Genomic DNA, 20,033 nt, shown 5'->3' on the forward strand with positions numbered 1-20,033 from the left:
CTTTTTGCCTCCTAATCCAAATTCACATGAACAATCCCTAATCCTGGTTCGTTGGAGAAGGTCATATCACTCTTATCATAGATAACACCACCGACTATTAAATCATTTTTTAGCATTAACGGTGCGTCAAAGTCAAAATATCGAATATTCGGCTGGCTAGCTGCAAAATGAGCAGCCGCTGTGATTCCCAATTTCGTTTCAATCATGCTGCCTACCATACATTTCACCCCACTTGCCTCTGCAAGTGTATTTATTTTTTGGGCGTGATAAATGCCACCAGATTTCATCAGCTTTATATTTATCAAATCAGCAGCTCGCATTTTTAGAACTTGTTTAGCATCCTGCACAGAAAAAACACTTTCATCCGCCATAATTGGAGTATATGTATGATCGGTAACATACTTTAGCCCTTCGAGATCCCAAGCAGGAACTGGCTGTTCTACAAATTCAATTGATAATCCTGTATCCTCCATTAAGCTAATTGCTTTTACGGCCTCTTTAGCATTCCATCCCTGGTTAGCATCGAGCCTTAACTTTGGCGTCATTCCCACACGATCTCGAATAGCACGAATGCGTTGGATATCATCTTTTATCTCACCAATACCTACCTTGACCTTTAGAACTTTAAATCCATCCTTTATATACTGTTCTGCATCATCTGCCATCTCGCTAGGGTCATTCACACTAACTGTAAAATCGGTTTCTAGCTTTTTCCGATAACCTCCAAGAAATTGATATAAAGGAAGACCTGCATGCTTAGCAAGTATGTCATATAGGGCCATGTCTAATGCCGCTTTAGCACTTGTATTTCTGACTAAGGCTGTGTTTAGTTTCTGGAATATCTGCTCACTTTGTAAAATGTTCATACCAATCAATTGAGGTGCAATTATCTCGTTAATAGCGTATCGAATACTGTCCATCGACTCGCCTGTAATTACATGTGTCGGTGGAGCCTCTCCATGACCTACTATGCCATCACTCGTCGTAATAGTTACATACACTGAGTAAGCCGTCGTCACAGTTCGTAGAGCAGTTTTAAATGGTTTAGTTAGAGGGACTGACACATCAAAGGTTTCAATTGATTTTATATACAATCTCGTCTCCTCCTTATTCAACTCCAGGTAATATAGTTAGAGATAAGTTATTCGCATCCAATTCTGCTTCCATTCCAAGTGGGACGGCAAAATGAGGCTCGCAATGTCCTATTTTAAATCCTTTCACTGCAGGCTTACCTAATTTTCCAATGTAGTGATCAAACACTTCGTCTAAAGACAAAGTAACCGGCCTTTTTTTAGGTTCTGCACCACTAAAATCCCCAATGACAAACCCAGCTGCCGCATCTAAAATACCAGCTTGGCGTAGTTGGTTTAGCATACCATCTACTTTGTAAGGCTCTTCCCCTACATCTTCTATCAGGAGAAGTTTTCCTTTTGTATCTACCTCATATTTTGTACCTACACCATTAGCAAGTAATGATAAATTTCCTCCTGTAAGTTCCCCTCTTACGATACCTGGAGAAACTTGTGCCAATGGAGAGATTGCTTCAGTATAAAATAGCTCCATTGGATTAAACAACTGTTGAAACATTTTTTTGGATAGCTCGGAGAACGTATCTTTTCCCACATCTGAAGCTAACATTGGTCCATGGAAGGTGACGATATCCGAATATAGATTCATACCTGTATGTAGAAAAGTTATATCAGAGTAACCCCAAAAAACCTTTGGATTCTCATGCATCAATTGAAAATCGATTTGATCTGTGTAACGTGCAGAACCATAGCCTCCACCCGCACAAATAATGCCTGCAATATTTGGGTTAGCGAACATCTCATGTAAATCTTCTAAACGTTCCTCATCAGTGCCAGCTAAGTAGCCATGTACATTTTCTAGACTTTTTCCTAATTGATAAGATAAGCCAAGCTCCTCTAAAAAAGCAAAAGAGCCCTTTAAGTTCTCTAGATTCGGTGGACTTGAAGGAGCAATAATACCGATAGTATCTCCTTTTTGCAATCGTTTTGGACGGATTTTCATATGTAATTTCTCCTTTATAATGAAGCCTTAATAAACCAACTCACTGCAAATTTTAACATATCTAATAGGAAAGAAAAGGGCGGTACCAAATGAGGCACCGCAGCTTTCGCATAGTTGCTAGGGCTTTTCTGGCAACTATTCTTTGTCAGCCCACTTTAAGTCCATATATCCAACTGGATGTCTTACGATTCCTGAAATTGTTGGTTTTTCAAGTGTTACTTGGTTGTAATAATGTACTGGGAAAATTGGCATTTCGTCCATTAATAACGCGTCTGCTTGAATAAGCATTTCCCAACGTTTTGCTTCGTCTGTTTCATTTTTTATATCAGCGATTAGTTTATCAAATTTTGCATCTGACCAAGTAGTACGGTTCATAGAGGAACCTGTGATGAAGCTTTCTAAAGCATTCACTGGATCTGCATAGTCAAATAAGAAGGAAGAGCGAGACAATTGGTATTTAAACTCTTTTTGCTCAGTCGCAAACACACTTGCTTCTACATTTTGTAATACTACATCTACTCCTAAAACTTCTTTAAATTTACTTTGCAGTGCTTCCGCTATTTTCTTATGAGTATCACTTGTAGAATAAGTTAACGTTACTTCAGGTAACTCTGTGTAACCCTCTTCTTTCATACCTTCAGCTAAAAGTGATTTTGCTTTTTCTGCATCAAAGCCTACCAGTTTACCAGCTGTTTCTCTGAACTCCTTACCATCAGGCCCTATAAAACCATAAGGAACAAAGCCCTCTGCTGGTTTTTCGCCATTTTTCGTTACAAACTCTACGATTTCTTGTTGATCAACCGCTAAACCAAAAGCTTGACGGATTTTTTTATTTGTAAAAGGCTCTTGTGATACGTTGAAACGGTAGAAATATAACCCTGCTTGATCTTCATTTTTCAATTCAGGAGAATCCAATAACTGATCTGCCAATTCCGCCGGTACACCAGATACATCTAATTCCTCTGTTTCGTACATTTGGTATTCGGTATTGGAATCATCAACCATAGCCCATTCCACTTTATCCAGCTTTACAGTATCGGCATCCCAATAATTTTCATTTTTTGCAAATGTAAAGCTTACATCATGCTCCCATGCTGTTAACTTGAACGGGCCATTTCCTACGAATGTATCTGCTTCTGTATACCAGGTTGCATTCTCAGTAGCCACTTTTTCATTAACTGGGAAGAAACTTGGGTTAGTAATGATGTTTAAGAATGCTTCTGTTGGAGCATTTAATTTCACTTCAAATACTTTTTCCTCTACCGCTTTAATAGCAACGTCCTCAGCTGCGCCTTCCCCACTATTATAGGCTTCTGCTCCATCAATGAAATACGCTAAAAATGCTGCGGGGGAAGCTGTTTCCGGATTTAACATATGCAACCAACCATAAACGAAATCACTTGCTAATACAGGCTCACCATTAGACCATTTCGCATCGTCGCGAATTGTAAATGTATACGTTAGACCATCTTCTGTAACATCAATTTTTTCAGCTGTTGCAGGTTCTGCTACATGGTCCTTTGACAGCCGTACAAGTCCTTCCATTAGATTATTCAATGCATTCCAAGAAACCGCATCAAATCCTACAGATGGATCAAATGATGTTGGTTCATTTCCATTATTTAATTTGAGTATTTTTTCTGTTTCAGTTTCTACTGCTGTTTCCTTCTCTTCTCCTTCGTTTCCTGTATTAGTTTCCTTTTTTTCACCTGCATCTTTCGTGGCTGTACAAGCACTTAACACAAGGACAAATAATGCTACTACAAATAACATTAACCATTTCTTCATCTTAGTTCCCCCTTTGTAATATATATGTGAATGCACTTAAGCGCGCTCATCCTATTTTAAGATAACTCTTGTAATACTTTTGCACGTTCGTCCTGAAGCCAACAGTCAACCGCATGTGATTCAGATATCGTTGTCGTAAAAGGATAAACATGATCACATACTTCCATTGCATACGGACATCTTGCCGTGAAAGGACATCCTTTAGGTGGTGAAAATAAATCTGGTGGCGTCCCTTCAATTGGTTGTAATTCTTCCTCAACCAAGTCCAGACGAGGAACTGAATTTAAAAGCCCTTTTGTATATGGATGCTCCGGTGTGTAAAATATTGCACGTTTATCCCCAATTTCTACTACTTTTCCGGCATACATTACGGCAATTCGATCAGCTATTTTCGCAACGACTCCTAAGTCATGAGTGATTAATATAATGGAAATATTCGTTTTCTGTTGAATCTCTTCAAAGAGTTCTAATATTTGTGCTTGGATCGTTACATCTAGTGCGGTAGTTGGTTCATCCGCAATTAGGAGCTCCGGCTCACATATGAGCGCAATGGCAATCACAATTCTTTGTCGCATTCCTCCTGAAAATTGATGAGGAAATTGCTTTAAGCGCTCTTTAGGATTCGGAATTCCCACCAGTTCCAACATTTCTATCGCTTTATGTTTCGCCTCTTGTTTACTTACTTTTTTATGCGTTCGAAGCCCTTCTGTTAATTGCTCCCCAATCGTGAGCGTTGGGTTTAGTGCTGTCATAGGATCTTGGAAAATCATCGATATGTCTACCCCTTGAATTTTCCGAAGTTGCGGCTTCGACATCCCCGTCAACTCTTTCCCTTTAAAAAGAACACTACCATTCTTAATAATCCCGGCAGGCTCCGGTATTAACCCCATAATGGCATTAGAAGTAACACTTTTTCCACATCCTGATTCCCCTACTATAGCCAGTGTTTCCCCTTGATGAAGATCGAAACTAACCCCCCTAACAGCTTCTACCTCTCCACCATACGTTCGAAAAGAAACTTGGAGATTATTTACCTGAAGTACTTTTACATCTGACCTTATCTTCTTTGTTTTCTTTCTATTCCTTTGCGTTTCAGAGGTACCTACTGGAAGTGATTTATCTACTTCATTAACTCGCTGTTTTACGTGTTCCTTCGCAATATCTAACTGTTGTTCATTCATCCAATCTACCTCCTAAGCTTCGGATCTAGCGCATCCTGAAGTCCGTCCCCTAGCACATTAAAGGCGAACATCGTTAAAGAAATAAACAATGCTGGGAAGAATAAGCGCCACCAATGACCAGATAATATAACAGGAAGTGCATCATTTGCCATAACACCCCAACTTGCAAATGGAGCTGCTATCCCTAAGCCTAAAAAACTTAGAAAAGCTTCCGCAAAGATTGCACTTGGAACTGTAAGAGTCATTTGAACTATAATAGGACCCATTGTATTCGGCAATAAATTTTTCCGGATAATTCTAGAGCTCTTAGCACCAAACGATTTGGAGGCTGTTACAAACTCATAGTTTTTTATCTGTAGTACCTGTCCTCGAACAATACGCGCCATTCCTACCCATCCTGTAACAGTAAGAGCTACTATGATTGTCGTTAAACTTGCCCCCATGATAACCATTAACAAAATAACAACTAACAAATGGGGTAATCCATAAAGTACTTCTACTATTCGCATCATAATGGAATCCGTACGTCCACCTTTATAACCACTAATACCACCGTAAATAATGCCAATAAAGAAATCGATAAGCGCAGCCATTACTCCTACAAATATAGAAATACGGGCGCCATACCAGGTTCTTGTAAACACATCTCTTCCTGCTTCGTCGGTACCAAACCAATGAGCAGCGGATGGAGGTTGGTTTTGGTTAGGGTAATCAGTAGCGGTAACCGAATATGGAGAAAAGATAGGACCAAATATAGCGAAAAGCATCAATAAAATGAGAAAAATTAATCCACCCATTGCCAATTTATTTTTTCGTAATCGACGCCAAGCATCTTTCCAGTAGGATAATGAGGGTCTTACAACCGTTTCTGCTCCTCCATGCTTCTTTGGTAGAGGTTGAAACCACTCATCTTTTACATGCTGTGGGGACACTACTTCTTGTGAATTTGTCATTAGGCATCCCCTTCTTTTCGGTGTAATTTTATACGTGGGTCCAGTAATCCGTAGACAATATCTACAATGAATAGCATGAACACTAGAAATGCGCTATAAAACACAGTTGTACCCATGATTACGGGGTAATCTCGATTATTAATACTCTCCACGAAATATTTCCCCATACCTGGAATGGCAAAAATACGCTCGATTACAAAAGTACCTGTTAGTATTCCAGCAAGCATCGTCCCTAAAATTGTTACAACTGGCATAAGTGCATTTCTTAATGCATGGCGAACAATTATCCGTACGGGAGATAATCCTTTAGCACGGGCCATTTTAATATAATCTTGTGTAAGCACCTCTAACATACTAGATCTAGTTAAGCGAGCAATAATAGCGGTGGGTCCCGTTGCAAGGGCTATTATAGGCAATATCATATGTAACGGACTAGACCAGGTTGCTGCCGGTAGCAAGTCCCAGGTCACAGCAAGTTGTTGAATAAGTAATGTTGCAAGTACGAAGTTAGGTACAGATATACCAACTACTGCAAATGTCATGGCGAAGTAGTCTACCAGGCCATTATGTCGAAGTGCAGCAATCGTACCCAGTATGATCCCTGAAAGCAAAGCTACTAAAATAGTAGCCATCCCAAGTTCAAAGGAAATCGGGAATCCCCGCGCTAACAATTCATTTACGGATTCATTCGGCTTCTTAATAGATGGCCCAAAGTCAAATGTGACAATGGATTTTAAATAACTTAAATATTGAATATGAAGGGGTTCGTCTAGTTTATAAAATTTTTCTAAGTTTGCTTGAATGGTAGGATTAGTCGTCCGCTCTCCCTCAAATGGAGAACCGGGTATTAAGTGCATCAATACGAAGGTTAATGTAGCAATGATGAGAATTGTCGCAATCATCATGATAAAACGCTTAACAATATATTTTCCCATTCAAAAGCCCCCTTAACAGAATTTAGCTTGTAACGCTAATTCCACCATAACAAGCATTGCTCGATATGCTTCTAAAATATCTTTCGCTTTAAACTCCACCACTGTAGTATCTTTTATAATTTCACAACCCGGCATTAAAGCCGCCCACTCCGCTTGACCATAGTTTACAAATTCAATTCTTAGTACTGGTTTTTCAGGAGGAGTTAGAGGCTTTATTTGATCTCGTTTTTCTATAGCCTCCACTATTTTCTCTCTAAGCAAGGCCTGTGATTTTAAAGGATGTAACGTCTTAACAGCTGAACGAGAAATAGACTCCTTCACCACTGCAGTCACGACACCAGGTAGAAGGTCCTCCGCTTCCCTACACGCACCGTCATCTCCTGCCACCATAATAACTGGCACACCATAATATCCTGCTACAAATGCATTTAATCCAAGTTCTCCAACTACTACTTCATTTATGTACATATTACGAACCCCAAATATCATCGAGTGACTCATTACACCGGGTTGTCCAGCCCTTGAATGATAACCTGCAAAAACAGCTCCTAAATACGTTTCATCTAGTGCATGCACCATTGAATAAGGCTTAAAATCCCCTGTGATTAAGGAAGCATCTGGATGTAATTCTTCTACCAGGAGATTATTCATTTTAGAGTGACTGTCATTGACTAGTACTTCTTTTATACCTTTTGATAAAGCACCTTCCACAATGGCATTTGCTTCTTGAGTCATTATACGTCTCGCCCGTTCGTAATTATGCTTGTTGGACTCTACAAACGTGTAATCTGGCAAACCTGTTATTCCTTCCATATCGACCGATAAAAATAGCTTCATATTATTCCCCCGTATCTTTCTACTTTTCTCTTTCTTTTAGAAACCGAAATAATTATAAACTTTATCAAAATATACTGAATATTACAATACATCTAAATACATAGATACATTGTATCGAATGATTAGAAAGAAAAGCTTTACATTAAAATCATAATAAAAAAGCAAATGCACTTTGATATAAAGGCATTTGCTGTTGTTTTCTTCATAACGAAGAAAACTAGAATACAGATGAATTATCTATTCTGACCTGGGAAGAACTGTTGCTGTCCGAATTGTTGTTGCCCAAACTGTTGTCCGTAAGGTTGACCAAATGATTGTTGTGGAAACTGTCCTTGTTGCATAGGAAATGCCTGTTGGCTGCCGGGTACCATTACATTTTGATTTGTAACTGTGTAAAAGTGCTGAGGAACGTTTACGATATGCTCTCTATTCACATTTACAATTGGATGGATAACAGGCTGCATTCTAGGTAAGAACGAATCACGCACTCGGTATTGCGGAGGACAAACAACTGGTTGAGCAGCTGGTTGTTGCCACTGCTTTTGTTGACAAGGATTACAGGAACAGGGTTGTTGATGTTGATGTTGATTCATTGTTAATTCACCTCCTTCTTGCACTACTATTAGTAAATGCAAGAGGAGAAGAAACTAACTAGACAAACATCCCCATTAAGTAAAAATAAAAACAGCTTGATAGGCTTTATTGGGAAAGAAGAAGTTTCAATCTAAGCTAAAATGGTAATACTATAAGGAATAAATATAAGTATTTTGGTTGATTCTATAATATTTTATTAGTATAGTTAAGCGTTTAGGATAAAAACGCGAGAGAGGGAAAACATGAAAAAATTATCAAAGGTATTTTATATAACGATTGGTTTAATAGTTTTAGCTGTTGGATACGGTGCTTTAGCCCCGGAAAGTTTTGAAGCTTTTACTAGTACTATTAAAACTTTCGTTGCTTCATCATTTGGTTGGTACTATATGTTACTTATGACGCTAATGTTAGTATTAAGCATCTTCTTCATCTTTAGTCCCTATGGAAAAATCCGACTGGGAAAAGATTCAGATCGTCCGCAATTTTCAACTATTACTTGGATTTCTATGTTGTTTTCTGCTGGTATGGGAATTGGGCTTGTCTTTTATGGGGCAGCTGAACCCTTGTCACATTTTGCCATTGATCCTGCCACAGCTGAACCAGGTACGAATGCAGCTTTTAAAGAATCCCTTCGTCAAACTTACTTCCACTGGGGATTCCATGTTTGGGCTATGTATGGGGTTGTTGCATTATCTCTTGCATTCTTCCAATTCCGTAAGGGGGAACCAGGCTTAATCTCCTCCACTTTGAAACCAATTTTCGGCAAACGAATGGAAGGCCCATGGGGTACTCTCGTAGATGTGCTCGCTGTCTTTGCCACAGCATTTGGCGTTGCTACTTCTCTTGGATTCGGTGCTGTTCAAATTAATGCCGGCTTAAATTACTTATTTGGCTTCAAAATTGGCATTACGTCTCAGATTATCATTATAGCGGTTGTCACCGTCCTCTTTGTAGCATCTGCTTGGTCTGGATTAAGTAAAGGGATAAAATATTTGTCCAATATAAATTTACTATTAGCTCTTGCTTTACTTGGTTTTGTCGTTATTATGGGACCTACCTTACTGATTCTAGATATGTTTACAGATTCTTTCGGAGGTTATTTAGGGAATATTGTACAAATGAGTTTTCGTACATCCCCATTGAATGGTCATAATCGAGAGTGGCTAGACAATTGGACTATCTTCTATTGGGCTTGGTGGATCTCATGGGCACCATTCGTTAGTATGTTCATTGCTCGAGTATCTAAAGGTCGTACAATACGTGAGTTTGTTACAGGTGTTCTTGTAGCACCTACTTTACTGGGAACATTTTGGTTTTCAGCTTTTGGTACAACAGCCATTGACTTTCAGAAAAGAGGCATTGCTGATTTAGCACAAGCATCTACTGAATTGACTATTTTTGAAATGTTCCATATGATGCCTTTCTCTACAGGTATTTCTGTTTTTGCTGTGTTATTAATTGCTTCCTTTTTCATTACTTCGGCAGATTCTGCCACTTTCGTTCTTGGTATGCAGTCGACCAACGGGTCACTGACTCCACCGAACAGAGTGAAGCTCGCTTGGGGAATCACATTATCCGTAATCGCTATTATTTTGTTATCCGTTAATGGATTAGCGGCATTACAAAATACAATTATTATTGCCGCCTTACCATTTTCATTCGTAATGTTACTTATGATTATTTCACTGTTTAAGGCTTTAAAAGCAGAAAGAAAATAATGAAAACAAATGAAATGCCAAGGGTTTATTCCCTTGGCATTTCATTTATGTTTAAAACTTTACTTTCTTTCTCATTATCAAATGAGACCCGAGAAAGAAAGTTATATTTTTACTCAGCTACAGTATTCTACAAATGAGTATGGAAAGTAGTCGAGATCTTACACGGATTAACTCCAAACTTCTCTAGAAATATCAACAATGTTTTTAATCTTTTATACCGCTGTTCTTCTGTAAGCTTATTACCATGATGTCTAGAAGCAAATCTGCATTGCGGACTAATACTCAACTGCTCCAGCGGAACATATTGAGTTACTTCTGTGTTCAAAGAAGTCTAAAGCCCGCCAGTAAACTTTCTGGTCTTAACAAACTTTCTACAGTGTCCGCTCGAAATGGTGCTTGAATAGCTGTTTGAACTGTCCATTTATCTCACTCCTTCTATGGTAAGATGGCAAATGATCGAACTGGGAATCCAGAGGCTTTTTCTGGCTTCGGGACGATATTGAAAATAATGGCTCCTGTTGCAGGAAGCTTATCTAAGTTCGTCAATAATTCTATTTGGTAAGTGTCTTGTTCAAGAACATAATATTCTCCGTGTAATGCGCCGTTTTTTAGATAATCCGCACTTGAATCCGTGTCGAATGTTTCATGTCCTATTGCTTTAATCTTTCGTTCTTGAAATAAAAACTTTAAAGCTTCTAATCCCCAACCCGGCGCGTGATTATTACCCGCTGCATCCATATTGTTAAATTCCTTTTCGTCTGGCCAACGTTTACTCCAATCGGTTCTAAGAGCGACAAATGAGCCTTCTTCGATTTTTCCGTGAGCTTTTTCAAATGTGAAAATGTCATCCACCGATAAAGTAAAATCATTATCTTCAGCCGCTTCCTTTGACTGATCAATGACGACTAATGGTAATACCAATTCTTTCAATTCGAGTTCTTCTAAGTAACGCGTATCCCTTACAAAATGTATAGGTGCATCTATATGTGTGCCGTACTGTCCTGCAAATTGAAAGCTTTGTGCAAAGAATCCATCATCATGATTAAACAATGTGTCGATTTCAGCTGCTTTAAAAGCGGCGAAATGTGGTGAATTAGCTCCAAATGTGTGTGTTAAATCTACCCACTGCTTTTCCTTCAATGTGTTGAATGCTTTTAGTAATTCCGATGACATATTGATTTCTCCTCCTATTTTTTATAGTTAAAATCAAATAAAACCCCTTCTTAGAAACAAGAAGAGGTTTACACGTCATCGGTGAATTAGTCTCTTCTTATCTTCAAGCATAACGCTTCTGGAATTAGCACAGTACAAATTTTTGCCTGTTGCTGAGGTATCATAGGGCCAAGTCCCTCCACCTCTCTTGATAAGAAAGTTGTTTTATTTGATTAACACCTAGTATACAAATAGAAATTACCTAAGTCAACCATTATTTTCTTTTTATTTAGAATATAATATTTTTAATGGTGGAAGCATCATAATTTTCTTTTCATTTCCTCTGTTTTTTAGGTACATTAATAATATGAAGACTATGAGATAATATGAAAAGAGATAGTGATGAAAAGAGGGGTATGTATGATCCATACGATTGGCATAACGACCGATCATGAAATAGTAAATGACTTTCCTATAGAAGATATAAAACGGAGAAAGTTTGAATGGTACTGGATTGACATTGCCGAGCCAACCAAAGAAGAAGAACTTTTGCTTAGTTCTTTCTTTCGTTTTCATCCACTGGCAATTGAGGATTGCTTACAAAGGCTACAGCGTCCTAAAGTGGACTATTATGATGGTTATAACTTCTTTGTTTTACATTCTTTCAATGAGGAAACATTAGAAGCGGAAGAGTTAGACATATTTGTTGGTCAAGACTATGTAGTGTCATTTCATTTCCATCCGATGCATGAAATGGAGCAAGCACGGCAGCGTATTAGACAAAATTCACAAGGCTGGGATAGAGGTGCTATCCATGCAACTTATAATATCATCGATACAGTAGTAGATGCCTATTTTCCGATTGTCTATAAAATTGAAGGCTATTTAAATGCTGTAGAAGACAAGCTTACTTATGATATGCGCCATTTTTCTATGGATTCAGTGTTTGATCTACGAGGAGATTTGTTGCGTTTAAGACGTACAGTTATTCCTATGCGAGATTTACTTTATAGAATATTAAATTCAGAACGAATGAATTTACAGCAAACAGAACACACCTACTTTGCCGATATTTACGACCATTTAATACGACTGACGGAAATGATTGAATCTAATCGAGAGCTGACAGCTGATATACGTGATAGTCATATGTCGATAAACTCTAGTAGGATGAACCGTATCATGATGATCTTAACGATTGTATCAACTGTTTTTATACCCTTAACGTTCATTGTTGGAGTATACGGTATGAACTTTGCAAACATGCCTGAACTTGAGTGGAAATATAGTTATTTCGTAGTACTCGGTGCTATGGTCCTCATCGCTTTTTCTATGCTTAGTTGGTTCAAATACAAAGGGTGGTTTAATTTGTTTAAAGATTAATATAAGAGAAACCGGGCATAAAAACGCCCGTCCCTTGAAGGTCAAAACTGTTTCTTTCGTTTTCGAGGGACTTTGGACAAACGTCTTGCTATATGATTACCGATTGAATTTTTAGTGATATTGGTTGTGATTTGGTCACAACCAATATCGCTTTTTTTAAGTAATCTTATGGCATTTATCTGCCCGTCGCCCTTCTACAACTCTTAGAACTAGGTAAGTATGTTTTGAGAAAAGTATTACAGAGTAGTATCCTTAATTCAACAGACAATTTTATCACTATATTAGCTTGGGCGACTCATATCATCTAAGCGAAAGGCTGCAATATCTTAAAGTTAAGTACTACACATTTGATTGCAGTGGAAGGTGGCGACTCCAGCGGAAAAAGCGTTATGTGAAGACCCGCAGCGTAGCGAGGAGGCTGAGGCAACGGCCGCGCAAAGCGTCCACCTGAAACGGAAATCAGCAGTACTATTCATTCTTTTAAGTCACCCTAATTCATTTTTCACGTTACATTTTTATATACTTCCTGGGCACATAATGAGTATAGAACATATATTTTCTTTTAAAAAAACGAGTAAATTCTAGATGAATTTGCTCGTTTTTATTGATTGGCTGTCCAATAGTAAAACAATGCAGTAAAAGTAAGTTTTTCTGTGTGCGTTAAATTATGCGCAAGAGAGACATGGACATTCATTGCTTGTATTTCAAATGCAGGATGCGTAGCATATGGGAAAATTCCAAACCGATATGTCGCTAATCTTTGACCACCTAAATCATGAACGTCAATGTCTCCATATACACTTTTCGCTTCCATTTGAAGTAGTTTTTCGTTATTTGCATCAAATATTATAGCTCTATTTTTTAAAGTCATTAGTGGCATAACAATAGTAGTTGCGTGTAAACGATTATGATCTAGTACCTTTATTTTCATAAACTTAAGCTTATTGTGAATGGTAAACGTAGACACTACCTTCTCATCCATCGTTATTATTCGATAAGTAATTGGAAAGAACATTCCCATTTTGAAAATATTTAATGTGGTTAGTTTCCTTCGAAAGGGCTGTTCTTCGGTAGGACTTATTTTATATAATCGCTCCCCTGTACTGGAGACTAAATAGGTCTGTGGAATTAACGAAACGTCGCGTTGGAAATTAAGTTCCTGAATCGGAAAACTAGCTGAGTAATAATTGCTATCCACTTTTTTCTCTTCGGGCAATTTTTCTGCAGCATGTTGAAACAAAAAAGAAGAGCTATATAAAACAAGTAATGTAAAGCCAACAGCAAAATGAGTTTCAAAGTCTTGCCACATAACATCTTTGAAAACTATAAGCAAAACTATGTATATTCCTACTAAGCTTATTGATGCGAATTTTGTATATTGAGCTGATTTTTCATAAATATGTTTCAAGTTTCTCACCTCTAATAGTCTTTACGAAGAAATAGCAAAATAGTTCCAAAAAAAAGCTTTCCCTATGTGTTACAGGGAAGCTTTTAGGAATTACATATTTCTAAAACAGACTGTACTGATTCTACTGATCTATCTAGAGCAAGTTTCTCATCACTAGTTAAAGGAAGTTCGATAATACTTTCTATGCCGTTTCCTCCAATTACTGTTGGTACACCTAAATATAAATCATTATAACCATATTCCCCTTCTAAATAGGCTATAGAAGGTAATATTCGTTTTTTATCGCGAATAATCGCTTCAGCCATCTCTACAAGAGAAGCCGCTGGTGCATAATAGGCGCTACCGTTGCCAAGAAGAGAAACAATTTCGCCCCCACCTTTCCTTGTCCGTTCAACGATTGCAGCTAATCTTTCCTTAGAAATAATCTTTTCTAAAGGGATTCCTCCTGCATATGAATAACGAACAAGAGGAACCATATCATCGCCATGACCACCTAGTACAAATCCTGATATATCTTCCACCGAAATATTTAGTTCCTCCGCAACAAATGTATTAAAGCGTGCAGTATCTAGAACTCCGGATTGACCAATCACTCTATTTTTTGGAAATCCAGTCGTCTTATAACATACATAAGTCATTGCATCTACTGGGTTACTCAATATGAGAACGTAGCTATTTGGTGCGTACTTCTTCACTTTTTCCGAAACAGCGCGCATGATTTTGGCATTTGTACTTACAAGATCATCTCTACTCATACCAGGCTTTCTTGCAATTCCAGCTGTAATAATGACCATATCAGCATCTTTTATATGTTCATAATTGGAAGTTCCCATAATCTTCGTATTAAAACCCTGTACCGGTCCGGTTTCTAATATATCAAGGGCTTTTCCTTTAGCAGGGTTTTCTAACTCTGGAATATCTACAAGTACTATATCTCCTAGCTCTTTTTGGGCAGCCATTAATGCAACAGTTGCTCCAGTATAACCAGCACCTATTACTGCAATTTTATTTCTTCGAAAAGCCAAGTATTTTCACCCTTTCCGATGTTTATGAATCGATTGATGGAGGTGCTTCAGATTTCACTGTTTTAGTACGTAATGCTTTCATTGGTTGTTCTGATTCCAAGTGTTTATTGTAATCTAGTGGTTCAATCATATCGTATACGCTTTGGTCAGGGCGTGGAATAACATGAGCTCCTAATAATTGCCCCACTCTTTTTGCTGCTTCTTGCCCAGCATCTACTGCAGCTTGAACTGCTCCCACATCTCCCTGAACAATCACAGTTACAATACCTCCGTCTATCATTTCTTGTTTAATCAATGTAACATTGGCAGACTTAATCATGGCATCTGCAGCTTCGATGGACCCAACTAACCCCATCGTTTCAATCATCCCTATTGCTTGACTCATTATTTTCACCTCTTTCTACTTCTGTCGAGTCGATAATACCGATGATTACAGCATCAATCGGAATAGGATTCTCTCGCATAATATAGCGTGATGACCCGCCACTCGTAACAAGAACGTCATCTCCAATCCCAGCTCCTATTCTATCGGCTGCAACAAACTGAGTTCTCACGGGTTTTCCCTTTACATCTACTGGCTGGATTATGAGTAGCTTTAACCCTTGTAAACCTTCTTCCTTACGAGTAGCCCAAACATTTCCGATAACTTTTCCTAGTTGCATGCTATCATCACCTACTTCTGTTTTCTAAATGATATGGATATACCAAGCTCTCTTGCTGTATCTCGAGCAAGTGCAGTTATAATGGTTCCTTTTTCAACTACTACTTCTTGTACTTTTAATTCTTTGACATCATCTTTAGAGAGTAATTTTTTTGGATAGATTAAAGAAGAATCTACTTTGCTTCTATCTATTTCTGGGGCTGCTTTAGGTACATTTACCGAATCAGACTTCACCAAATGTCCAAATGCTTTTTTTGTTATTAGACCTGCATTAGCCTCATCCGTATCAATATGCATTTCTAGACGGTATCTTTCCGAAACACGAATTTTTACTTGTCGGTATGAGATCGGCCTAATTCCATCTGTTTCTATCGTTACATATTCACCATTTTGTACACCAAAATGAATTGCATCCGTAGGAGCCATATGAATATGTGCTTGTGCAATAATTAGACCCTCCTCTAGATAAAGACTTCCTCTAGGTCCAATTATCGTAAAAGCTCCTGATCCTTCAATATCTCCTGATTCACGAAGTGGGGGATTCAATCCCAACTTCATCGCATCTGTCCAACTTACCTCAGCTTGCGTCATTTGACGTGCAGGTCCCAGAACTCGAACATGTTCGATACTACCTTTGGGTCCTGCAAGTACAACTGTTTCGTTAGAAGCAAATTGACCAGGTTGAGATAGTTCAGCTCTTACGGTGAGCGCATATCCTTTACCGAATAATACTTCCACATGGTGTGAAGATAAATGAACGTGACGGGCAGAAACAGCGATTGGGATTAAATCGTTCGGAGGCGTTGCTTCAACTTTCCCAAGTTGTCCCAATACCTCCCCGACAATTTTTTCAATCAATTGCTGATTCATAGTGGAACCGCCTTTCTATAAACCTCTTATTAGTTTTCTAATTTAGGCAGAATCATTTCTAATTCATTATGAGGTCTTGGGATAACATGAACAGATAGTAATTCTCCTACTCGTTGTGCTGCCGCAGCACCTGCATCAGTTGCAGCTTTTACAGCACCAACATCTCCTCTAACCAATACAGTTACGATACCTCCACCAACATGTACTTTTCCAACAAGGTTTACGCTAGCAGCCTTTACCATTGCATCTGCTGCTTCAATTGCTCCAACTAATCCTTTTGTTTCTACCATTCCTAAAGCTGTACCTTCTCTTGACATATCCGTTTCCTCCTAATAGGTTATTTAGATAATTTGTTTACTATTTCACTAACTAAGTCCTTCACTATTTGCGGGTCGACATTACTAGATGCCATTGACCGCAATACGCTTTCTACCACTTGATCCGTTACATTGTCTGAATTATTACTTGCTATGTTTACTGTAATCTTAGGCAGGGTTAAATTTACTTCCTTTATTCCGTAAGCCATTCTTTTAATATTCAAAAGATGCTTTGCAGATACATTGTCAGAAGTTATGTTCCCACCAAAGGTCCCGCACCCTAAGGTCATGGATGGCATTAAACCTGTAGTACCGCCTACGGCCCCCACCGAGGACATTGTATTGACTAGAATTCGTGACACTGGCATTTCTAAAGCAAATTCACGTGCTACTGAATCTGTTTCGGTATGAAGAGACAGACTATGTCCCATGCCCCCTAGCTCTAAAAGAGATACACAGATTTCTTTTGCATGTGTAAGATCGGAAGCAATATACATCGCAAATATTGGTGATAATTTTTCAAGTGAAAATGGTATATCTTTTCCTACCTTCGTTTCTAGTCCTACAATTATGCGCGTATCGGAAGGTAATGAAATACCCGCTAGCTTTGCTATCGTTTGAGGACTTTTCCCAACAATTTTTGGATTTACCTTTCCTGGCACCGGGGAAATTATCTTTTCCATTACTTGCTTTTCCTCATCTGACAATATATAAGCGCCATTTTTCTTCAGAGCCCTCGTAACTAGTTCTGCAACGTTCCGATCCACTACTATGGATTGTTCTGTCGCGCAAATAGTGCCGTAGTCAAAGGATTTACTATTAACAATATTCTCTACAGCTTTTTCAATTTTTGCAGTACGTTCAATATACACGGGAACATTCCCTGGACCGACACCGTAAGCAGGTTTCCCCGAACTATATGCGGCCTTTACTAATGCCCCTCCCCCTGTAGCTAGGATAAGATTTATATCCTGATGCTTCATCAACTGCTGTGTTGCTTCCATGGAAGCCATTGTTAAACATTGCACCAAACCTTTTGGAGCACCCGCTGTGACTGCTGCTTCCTCGCACACTCTCAATGCTTCTTGTGTACACTTCACTGCATAGGGATGCGGACTGACAACAATTGCATTTCTTGTTTTTAAAGCTATAAGTGTTTTAAAAAAGGCAGTGGATGTTGGATTTGTGGTGGGAATAATTCCTGCTATAGTTCCAAATGGAACCGCAATTTCAAGTACTTTGTTCGTTTTATCTTCCCCAACAATACCAACAGTTTTTAAGTCTTTAATACTTTCGTACACATCACGAGATCCTACTTCATTTTTTATCTTTTTATGTTCTGCTACTCCCATACCTGTCTCTTCCACAGCCATTTCCCCAAGTCTTGCAGATTCAGCAAAAGCGGCATTTGCTACGGCTGCTACAACTTGATCGACCTGTTCTTGGGAAAATTTCACGTATAATTGCTGCGCTGCTTTGGCACTTTTAACGGCAGTTCTCATTTCCTGTAACGCCAATAAGTCGGTATCTATGACGCTAACCATAGCCATCACTTCCTTTCTAATAATCTAGTGGGCGTTTAGCCATATTAAGAATGGCTTCTCTAAATGCATCCGCTGCTGCTTGGCAAGAAGACTGACTCCCCGCTACTAATCCACCTCCAAAGTTGGTTTCGGAAGGTGGAGCAAAAAGCTCTCGCACTTGAACATCTGCCGCTTTCAAAGCAGCATCTAACCCAACAATTGCTTCTATAGGAGGAGCGATTAAATAAGCAAGAGATCTTCCCTCCTGTACCCTAGCCATCTGGGCCAAATAGCTTCCGCAACTAGAAATGACCTTTGCATAGAGGGCATGACTTTCATCTTCATTTATTGCTTCAAAATACGCATCATTTTCAATTGTAATTCGAATGGAATCAAGTCCACTTTTAACTTCCTCCGGAGAAGATCCCGCGATAATACCGATAAATTCACCCGAAAGAGGACCAGATGGATGCGCTGCTCCTGCATAAAAGCTTTTCGCATATACTACCTCTACATCTGCCTTTTTCGTTGCTTCATCCGCAGCCGTATACCCAACATCATCAATAGTTGTTGTAAACAACCCAAGACTACGCTGATACGGCTTTAAGTTAAATTTTTGAGCGAGTGCTGTATCTACATTGGGTATAACCTGCATGGATAAAATCTCAGCAAATATCTTTTTCACCTTTTAATAGATACCTCCTATCCTTCTTTTCTCACTAGTGATACTCCGCTTGCCTCATATTTCAATATCTTTTGTATAAGAGAACCTAAATATGCCCCGGCCTCAACTGATGGAATTCCACCTTTATGGATATTAGAAACGACCATTCGATCCGCTTCAATTGTCCCGATTCTAGGTTTGTAACAGATATACGCACTTAATGATTCTGCCGATAAGAGCCCCGGTCTTTCTCCTATCAATATAATGACAATTTCAGGTTGAAGTAGTTCTCCAATTTCATCCATCAAAGCTACTCTACCCTTGTCTACGTAAAAAGTTGTACCCATTTCTATATTCAAATTTTTCAAGGACTGCTCCAAGCTTAGATAGACGTCTTCTAAGTTTTCTTCTAATGCTTTGGCACTTAAACCATTTGATGCTACTATTTGGACTTGTGGAGAGTGCCTGCATTTATCTAATACAACTTTTTTAGAGTCATCAGAAAGCCTTCTACCTAAATCGGGGCGACGAATATACTCTTCTTTATCTAGTACTCTTGTGTTTACTTGAAAGAAATTTAAACGTTCTAATATCTCTTTTGGCACCTCTCCATAAACGGCATCTACTGCTGCTGCGTGGTCAAAACGAAATTGTAGCCAAGTATTTGTTTTGGGCCTCGTCCCTGCCCTACCAACAGCAATCCTTGCAGGGGTTTTCTTACATAAATCTATTAAATACTTCTCTTTATCCTGTTCTATAGAAACTTCTTCTCTTTTTGTCTGTGTTTTTTTGTTTTCTAGCTGATGGATATTCACATTGGACGGATAAAATTTCACTTCTCCAGCGGGGTTTGTAAGAATACTTGTTTCTGTTAAACTCCCACTTGGATTCTTTGGAAATAAATTAATGTTTTGTTGCTCCTGTAATTCATTCATCTGAAGTTTTTCAACAACCATTTTTGTAATTTCTTTGATCAATTGATCATTCACATAA

20 protein-coding genes, 1 pseudogene and 1 riboswitch are annotated in these 20,033 nt (G+C 38.6%); of the genes and pseudogenes, 2 read left to right on the forward strand and 19 right to left on the reverse strand.

Features of this window, described 5'->3' with window-relative positions; all coding sequences use genetic code 11:
* Window positions 1-11: 11 nt before the first annotated feature.
* The 8 genes from MHI47_RS18850 to MHI47_RS18885 all read right to left on the reverse strand — a co-directional run bounded on the left by MHI47_RS18850 (window position 12) and on the right by MHI47_RS18885 (window position 8,318).
* Window positions 12-1,094, reverse strand: coding sequence for a dipeptide epimerase (locus MHI47_RS18850; RefSeq protein ID WP_340831857.1), 1,083 nt, complete (start codon window positions 1,092-1,094; stop codon window positions 12-14).
* Window positions 1,095-1,107: 13 nt separating this feature from the next.
* On the reverse strand, window positions 1,108-2,031 hold the full coding sequence (locus MHI47_RS18855) for a S66 peptidase family protein (RefSeq protein WP_340764127.1): 924 nt from the start codon (window positions 2,029-2,031) through the stop codon (window positions 1,108-1,110).
* Between the two features lie 135 nt (window positions 2,032-2,166).
* Window positions 2,167-3,819, reverse strand: a complete 1,653-nt coding sequence (locus tag MHI47_RS18860; RefSeq protein ID WP_340831858.1) for a peptide ABC transporter substrate-binding protein — start codon at window positions 3,817-3,819, stop codon at window positions 2,167-2,169.
* A gap of 56 nt (window positions 3,820-3,875) precedes the next feature.
* The gene (locus MHI47_RS18865; RefSeq protein WP_340831859.1) at window positions 3,876-5,000 is read right to left on the reverse strand and encodes an ABC transporter ATP-binding protein; all 1,125 of its coding nucleotides are present in this window, start codon (window positions 4,998-5,000) and stop codon (window positions 3,876-3,878) included.
* 5 nt (window positions 5,001-5,005) lie between these two features.
* Window positions 5,006-5,953: an ABC transporter permease gene (locus MHI47_RS18870; RefSeq protein WP_340764130.1), complete on the reverse strand. Its 948-nt coding sequence runs from the start codon at window positions 5,951-5,953 to the stop codon at window positions 5,006-5,008.
* Complete coding sequence (locus MHI47_RS18875) at window positions 5,953-6,888, reverse strand: ABC transporter permease (protein ID WP_093537902.1); 936 nt, start codon at window positions 6,886-6,888, stop codon at window positions 5,953-5,955. Before MHI47_RS18875 ends, MHI47_RS18870 begins: the two co-directional genes overlap by 1 nt.
* A gap of 12 nt (window positions 6,889-6,900) precedes the next feature.
* Window positions 6,901-7,725 carry a M55 family metallopeptidase gene (locus MHI47_RS18880; protein ID WP_340831861.1) on the reverse strand — a complete coding sequence of 275 codons (825 nt, stop codon included), beginning with the start codon at window positions 7,723-7,725 and terminating at the stop codon, window positions 6,901-6,903.
* 233 nt (window positions 7,726-7,958) lie between these two features.
* The gene (locus MHI47_RS18885) at window positions 7,959-8,318 is read right to left on the reverse strand and encodes a hypothetical protein (protein WP_093537904.1); all 360 of its coding nucleotides are present in this window, start codon (window positions 8,316-8,318) and stop codon (window positions 7,959-7,961) included.
* 243 nt (window positions 8,319-8,561) lie between these two features.
* Here MHI47_RS18885 and MHI47_RS18890 point away from each other — a divergent pair, with 243 nt between their 5' ends.
* The gene (locus MHI47_RS18890) at window positions 8,562-10,037 is read left to right on the forward strand and encodes a BCCT family transporter (protein WP_340831863.1); all 1,476 of its coding nucleotides are present in this window, start codon (window positions 8,562-8,564) and stop codon (window positions 10,035-10,037) included.
* A gap of 167 nt (window positions 10,038-10,204) precedes the next feature.
* Here the strand turns inward: MHI47_RS18890 and MHI47_RS18895 are convergent.
* Window positions 10,205-10,353, reverse strand: a pseudogene (locus tag MHI47_RS18895) (5-methyltetrahydropteroyltriglutamate--homocysteine S-methyltransferase); the annotation flags it as partial.
* A gap of 119 nt (window positions 10,354-10,472) precedes the next feature.
* Window positions 10,473-11,210 (reverse strand): cyclase family protein, encoded by a 738-nt coding sequence (locus MHI47_RS18900; RefSeq protein ID WP_340831864.1) that lies wholly within the window; start codon window positions 11,208-11,210, stop codon window positions 10,473-10,475.
* A gap of 94 nt (window positions 11,211-11,304) precedes the next feature.
* Window positions 11,305-11,407, reverse strand: a riboswitch (SAM riboswitch).
* 202 nt (window positions 11,408-11,609) lie between these two features.
* On the opposite strand from MHI47_RS18900, the gene corA reads away from it, so the two are divergent.
* A complete protein-coding gene (gene corA, locus MHI47_RS18905) occupies window positions 11,610-12,572 on the forward strand; it encodes a magnesium/cobalt transporter CorA (protein WP_093537914.1) in 963 nt (320 codons plus the stop codon).
* Between the two features lie 601 nt (window positions 12,573-13,173).
* Here the strand turns inward: corA and MHI47_RS18910 are convergent.
* The 9 genes from MHI47_RS18910 to eutC form a co-directional block, all read right to left on the reverse strand.
* A complete protein-coding gene (locus MHI47_RS18910; protein ID WP_340771129.1) occupies window positions 13,174-13,980 on the reverse strand; it encodes a hypothetical protein in 807 nt (268 codons plus the stop codon).
* An 83-nt stretch (window positions 13,981-14,063) separates the two neighbouring features.
* Window positions 14,064-15,005 (reverse strand): malate dehydrogenase, encoded by a 942-nt coding sequence (mdh, locus tag MHI47_RS18915; RefSeq protein ID WP_340771131.1) that lies wholly within the window; start codon window positions 15,003-15,005, stop codon window positions 14,064-14,066.
* Between the two features lie 22 nt (window positions 15,006-15,027).
* The gene (locus MHI47_RS18920; RefSeq protein WP_340771132.1) at window positions 15,028-15,390 is read right to left on the reverse strand and encodes a BMC domain-containing protein; all 363 of its coding nucleotides are present in this window, start codon (window positions 15,388-15,390) and stop codon (window positions 15,028-15,030) included.
* Complete coding sequence (locus MHI47_RS18925) at window positions 15,365-15,667, reverse strand: EutN/CcmL family microcompartment protein (protein WP_340771133.1); 303 nt, start codon at window positions 15,665-15,667, stop codon at window positions 15,365-15,367. Before MHI47_RS18925 ends, MHI47_RS18920 begins: the two co-directional genes overlap by 26 nt.
* A gap of 11 nt (window positions 15,668-15,678) precedes the next feature.
* On the reverse strand, window positions 15,679-16,536 hold the full coding sequence (gene pduL / locus MHI47_RS18930; RefSeq protein WP_340831866.1) for a phosphate propanoyltransferase: 858 nt from the start codon (window positions 16,534-16,536) through the stop codon (window positions 15,679-15,681).
* Between the two features lie 29 nt (window positions 16,537-16,565).
* Window positions 16,566-16,853 carry a BMC domain-containing protein gene (locus MHI47_RS18935; protein ID WP_211896023.1) on the reverse strand — a complete coding sequence of 96 codons (288 nt, stop codon included), beginning with the start codon at window positions 16,851-16,853 and terminating at the stop codon, window positions 16,566-16,568.
* A gap of 20 nt (window positions 16,854-16,873) precedes the next feature.
* Window positions 16,874-18,397, reverse strand: a complete 1,524-nt coding sequence (locus MHI47_RS18940; protein WP_340771141.1) for an aldehyde dehydrogenase family protein — start codon at window positions 18,395-18,397, stop codon at window positions 16,874-16,876.
* A gap of 16 nt (window positions 18,398-18,413) precedes the next feature.
* Entirely contained in the window at window positions 18,414-19,061 is a 648-nt protein-coding gene (eutL, locus tag MHI47_RS18945) for an ethanolamine utilization microcompartment protein EutL (protein WP_445678303.1), read from the reverse strand.
* Window positions 19,062-19,078: 17 nt separating this feature from the next.
* Entirely contained in the window at window positions 19,079-20,029 is a 951-nt protein-coding gene (gene eutC / locus MHI47_RS18950) for an ethanolamine ammonia-lyase subunit EutC (protein WP_340771143.1), read from the reverse strand.
* Window positions 20,030-20,033 lie beyond the last annotated feature (4 nt).

Source organism: Psychrobacillus sp. FSL H8-0487 (assembly GCF_038008385.1).
Classification (GTDB): Bacteria; Bacillota; Bacilli; order Bacillales_A; family Planococcaceae; genus Psychrobacillus; species Psychrobacillus psychrotolerans.

Coding starts and splice junctions, on each gene's coding strand:
- MHI47_RS18900 (WP_340831864.1), bottom strand. CDS start 11,210: ATGTCATCGGAATTACTAAAAGCATTCAACACATTGAAGGAAAAGCAG.
- MHI47_RS18940 (WP_340771141.1), bottom strand. CDS start 18,397: ATGGTTAGCGTCATAGATACCGACTTATTGGCGTTACAGGAAATGAGA.
- MHI47_RS18935 (WP_211896023.1), bottom strand. CDS start 16,853: ATGTCAAGAGAAGGTACAGCTTTAGGAATGGTAGAAACAAAAGGATTA.
- MHI47_RS18875 (WP_093537902.1), bottom strand. CDS start 6,888: ATGGGAAAATATATTGTTAAGCGTTTTATCATGATGATTGCGACAATT.
- MHI47_RS18920 (WP_340771132.1), bottom strand. CDS start 15,390: ATGAGTCAAGCAATAGGGATGATTGAAACGATGGGGTTAGTTGGGTCC.
- MHI47_RS18870 (WP_340764130.1), bottom strand. CDS start 5,953: ATGACAAATTCACAAGAAGTAGTGTCCCCACAGCATGTAAAAGATGAG.
- MHI47_RS18865 (WP_340831859.1), bottom strand. CDS start 5,000: ATGAATGAACAACAGTTAGATATTGCGAAGGAACACGTAAAACAGCGA.
- corA (WP_093537914.1), top strand. CDS start 11,610: ATGATCCATACGATTGGCATAACGACCGATCATGAAATAGTAAATGAC.
- MHI47_RS18880 (WP_340831861.1), bottom strand. CDS start 7,725: ATGAAGCTATTTTTATCGGTCGATATGGAAGGAATAACAGGTTTGCCA.
- MHI47_RS18925 (WP_340771133.1), bottom strand. CDS start 15,667: ATGCAACTAGGAAAAGTTATCGGAAATGTTTGGGCTACTCGTAAGGAA.
- MHI47_RS18885 (WP_093537904.1), bottom strand. CDS start 8,318: ATGAATCAACATCAACATCAACAACCCTGTTCCTGTAATCCTTGTCAA.
- MHI47_RS18855 (WP_340764127.1), bottom strand. CDS start 2,031: ATGAAAATCCGTCCAAAACGATTGCAAAAAGGAGATACTATCGGTATT.
- MHI47_RS18890 (WP_340831863.1), top strand. CDS start 8,562: ATGAAAAAATTATCAAAGGTATTTTATATAACGATTGGTTTAATAGTT.
- MHI47_RS18860 (WP_340831858.1), bottom strand. CDS start 3,819: ATGAAGAAATGGTTAATGTTATTTGTAGTAGCATTATTTGTCCTTGTG.
- pduL (WP_340831866.1), bottom strand. CDS start 16,536: ATGAATCAGCAATTGATTGAAAAAATTGTCGGGGAGGTATTGGGACAA.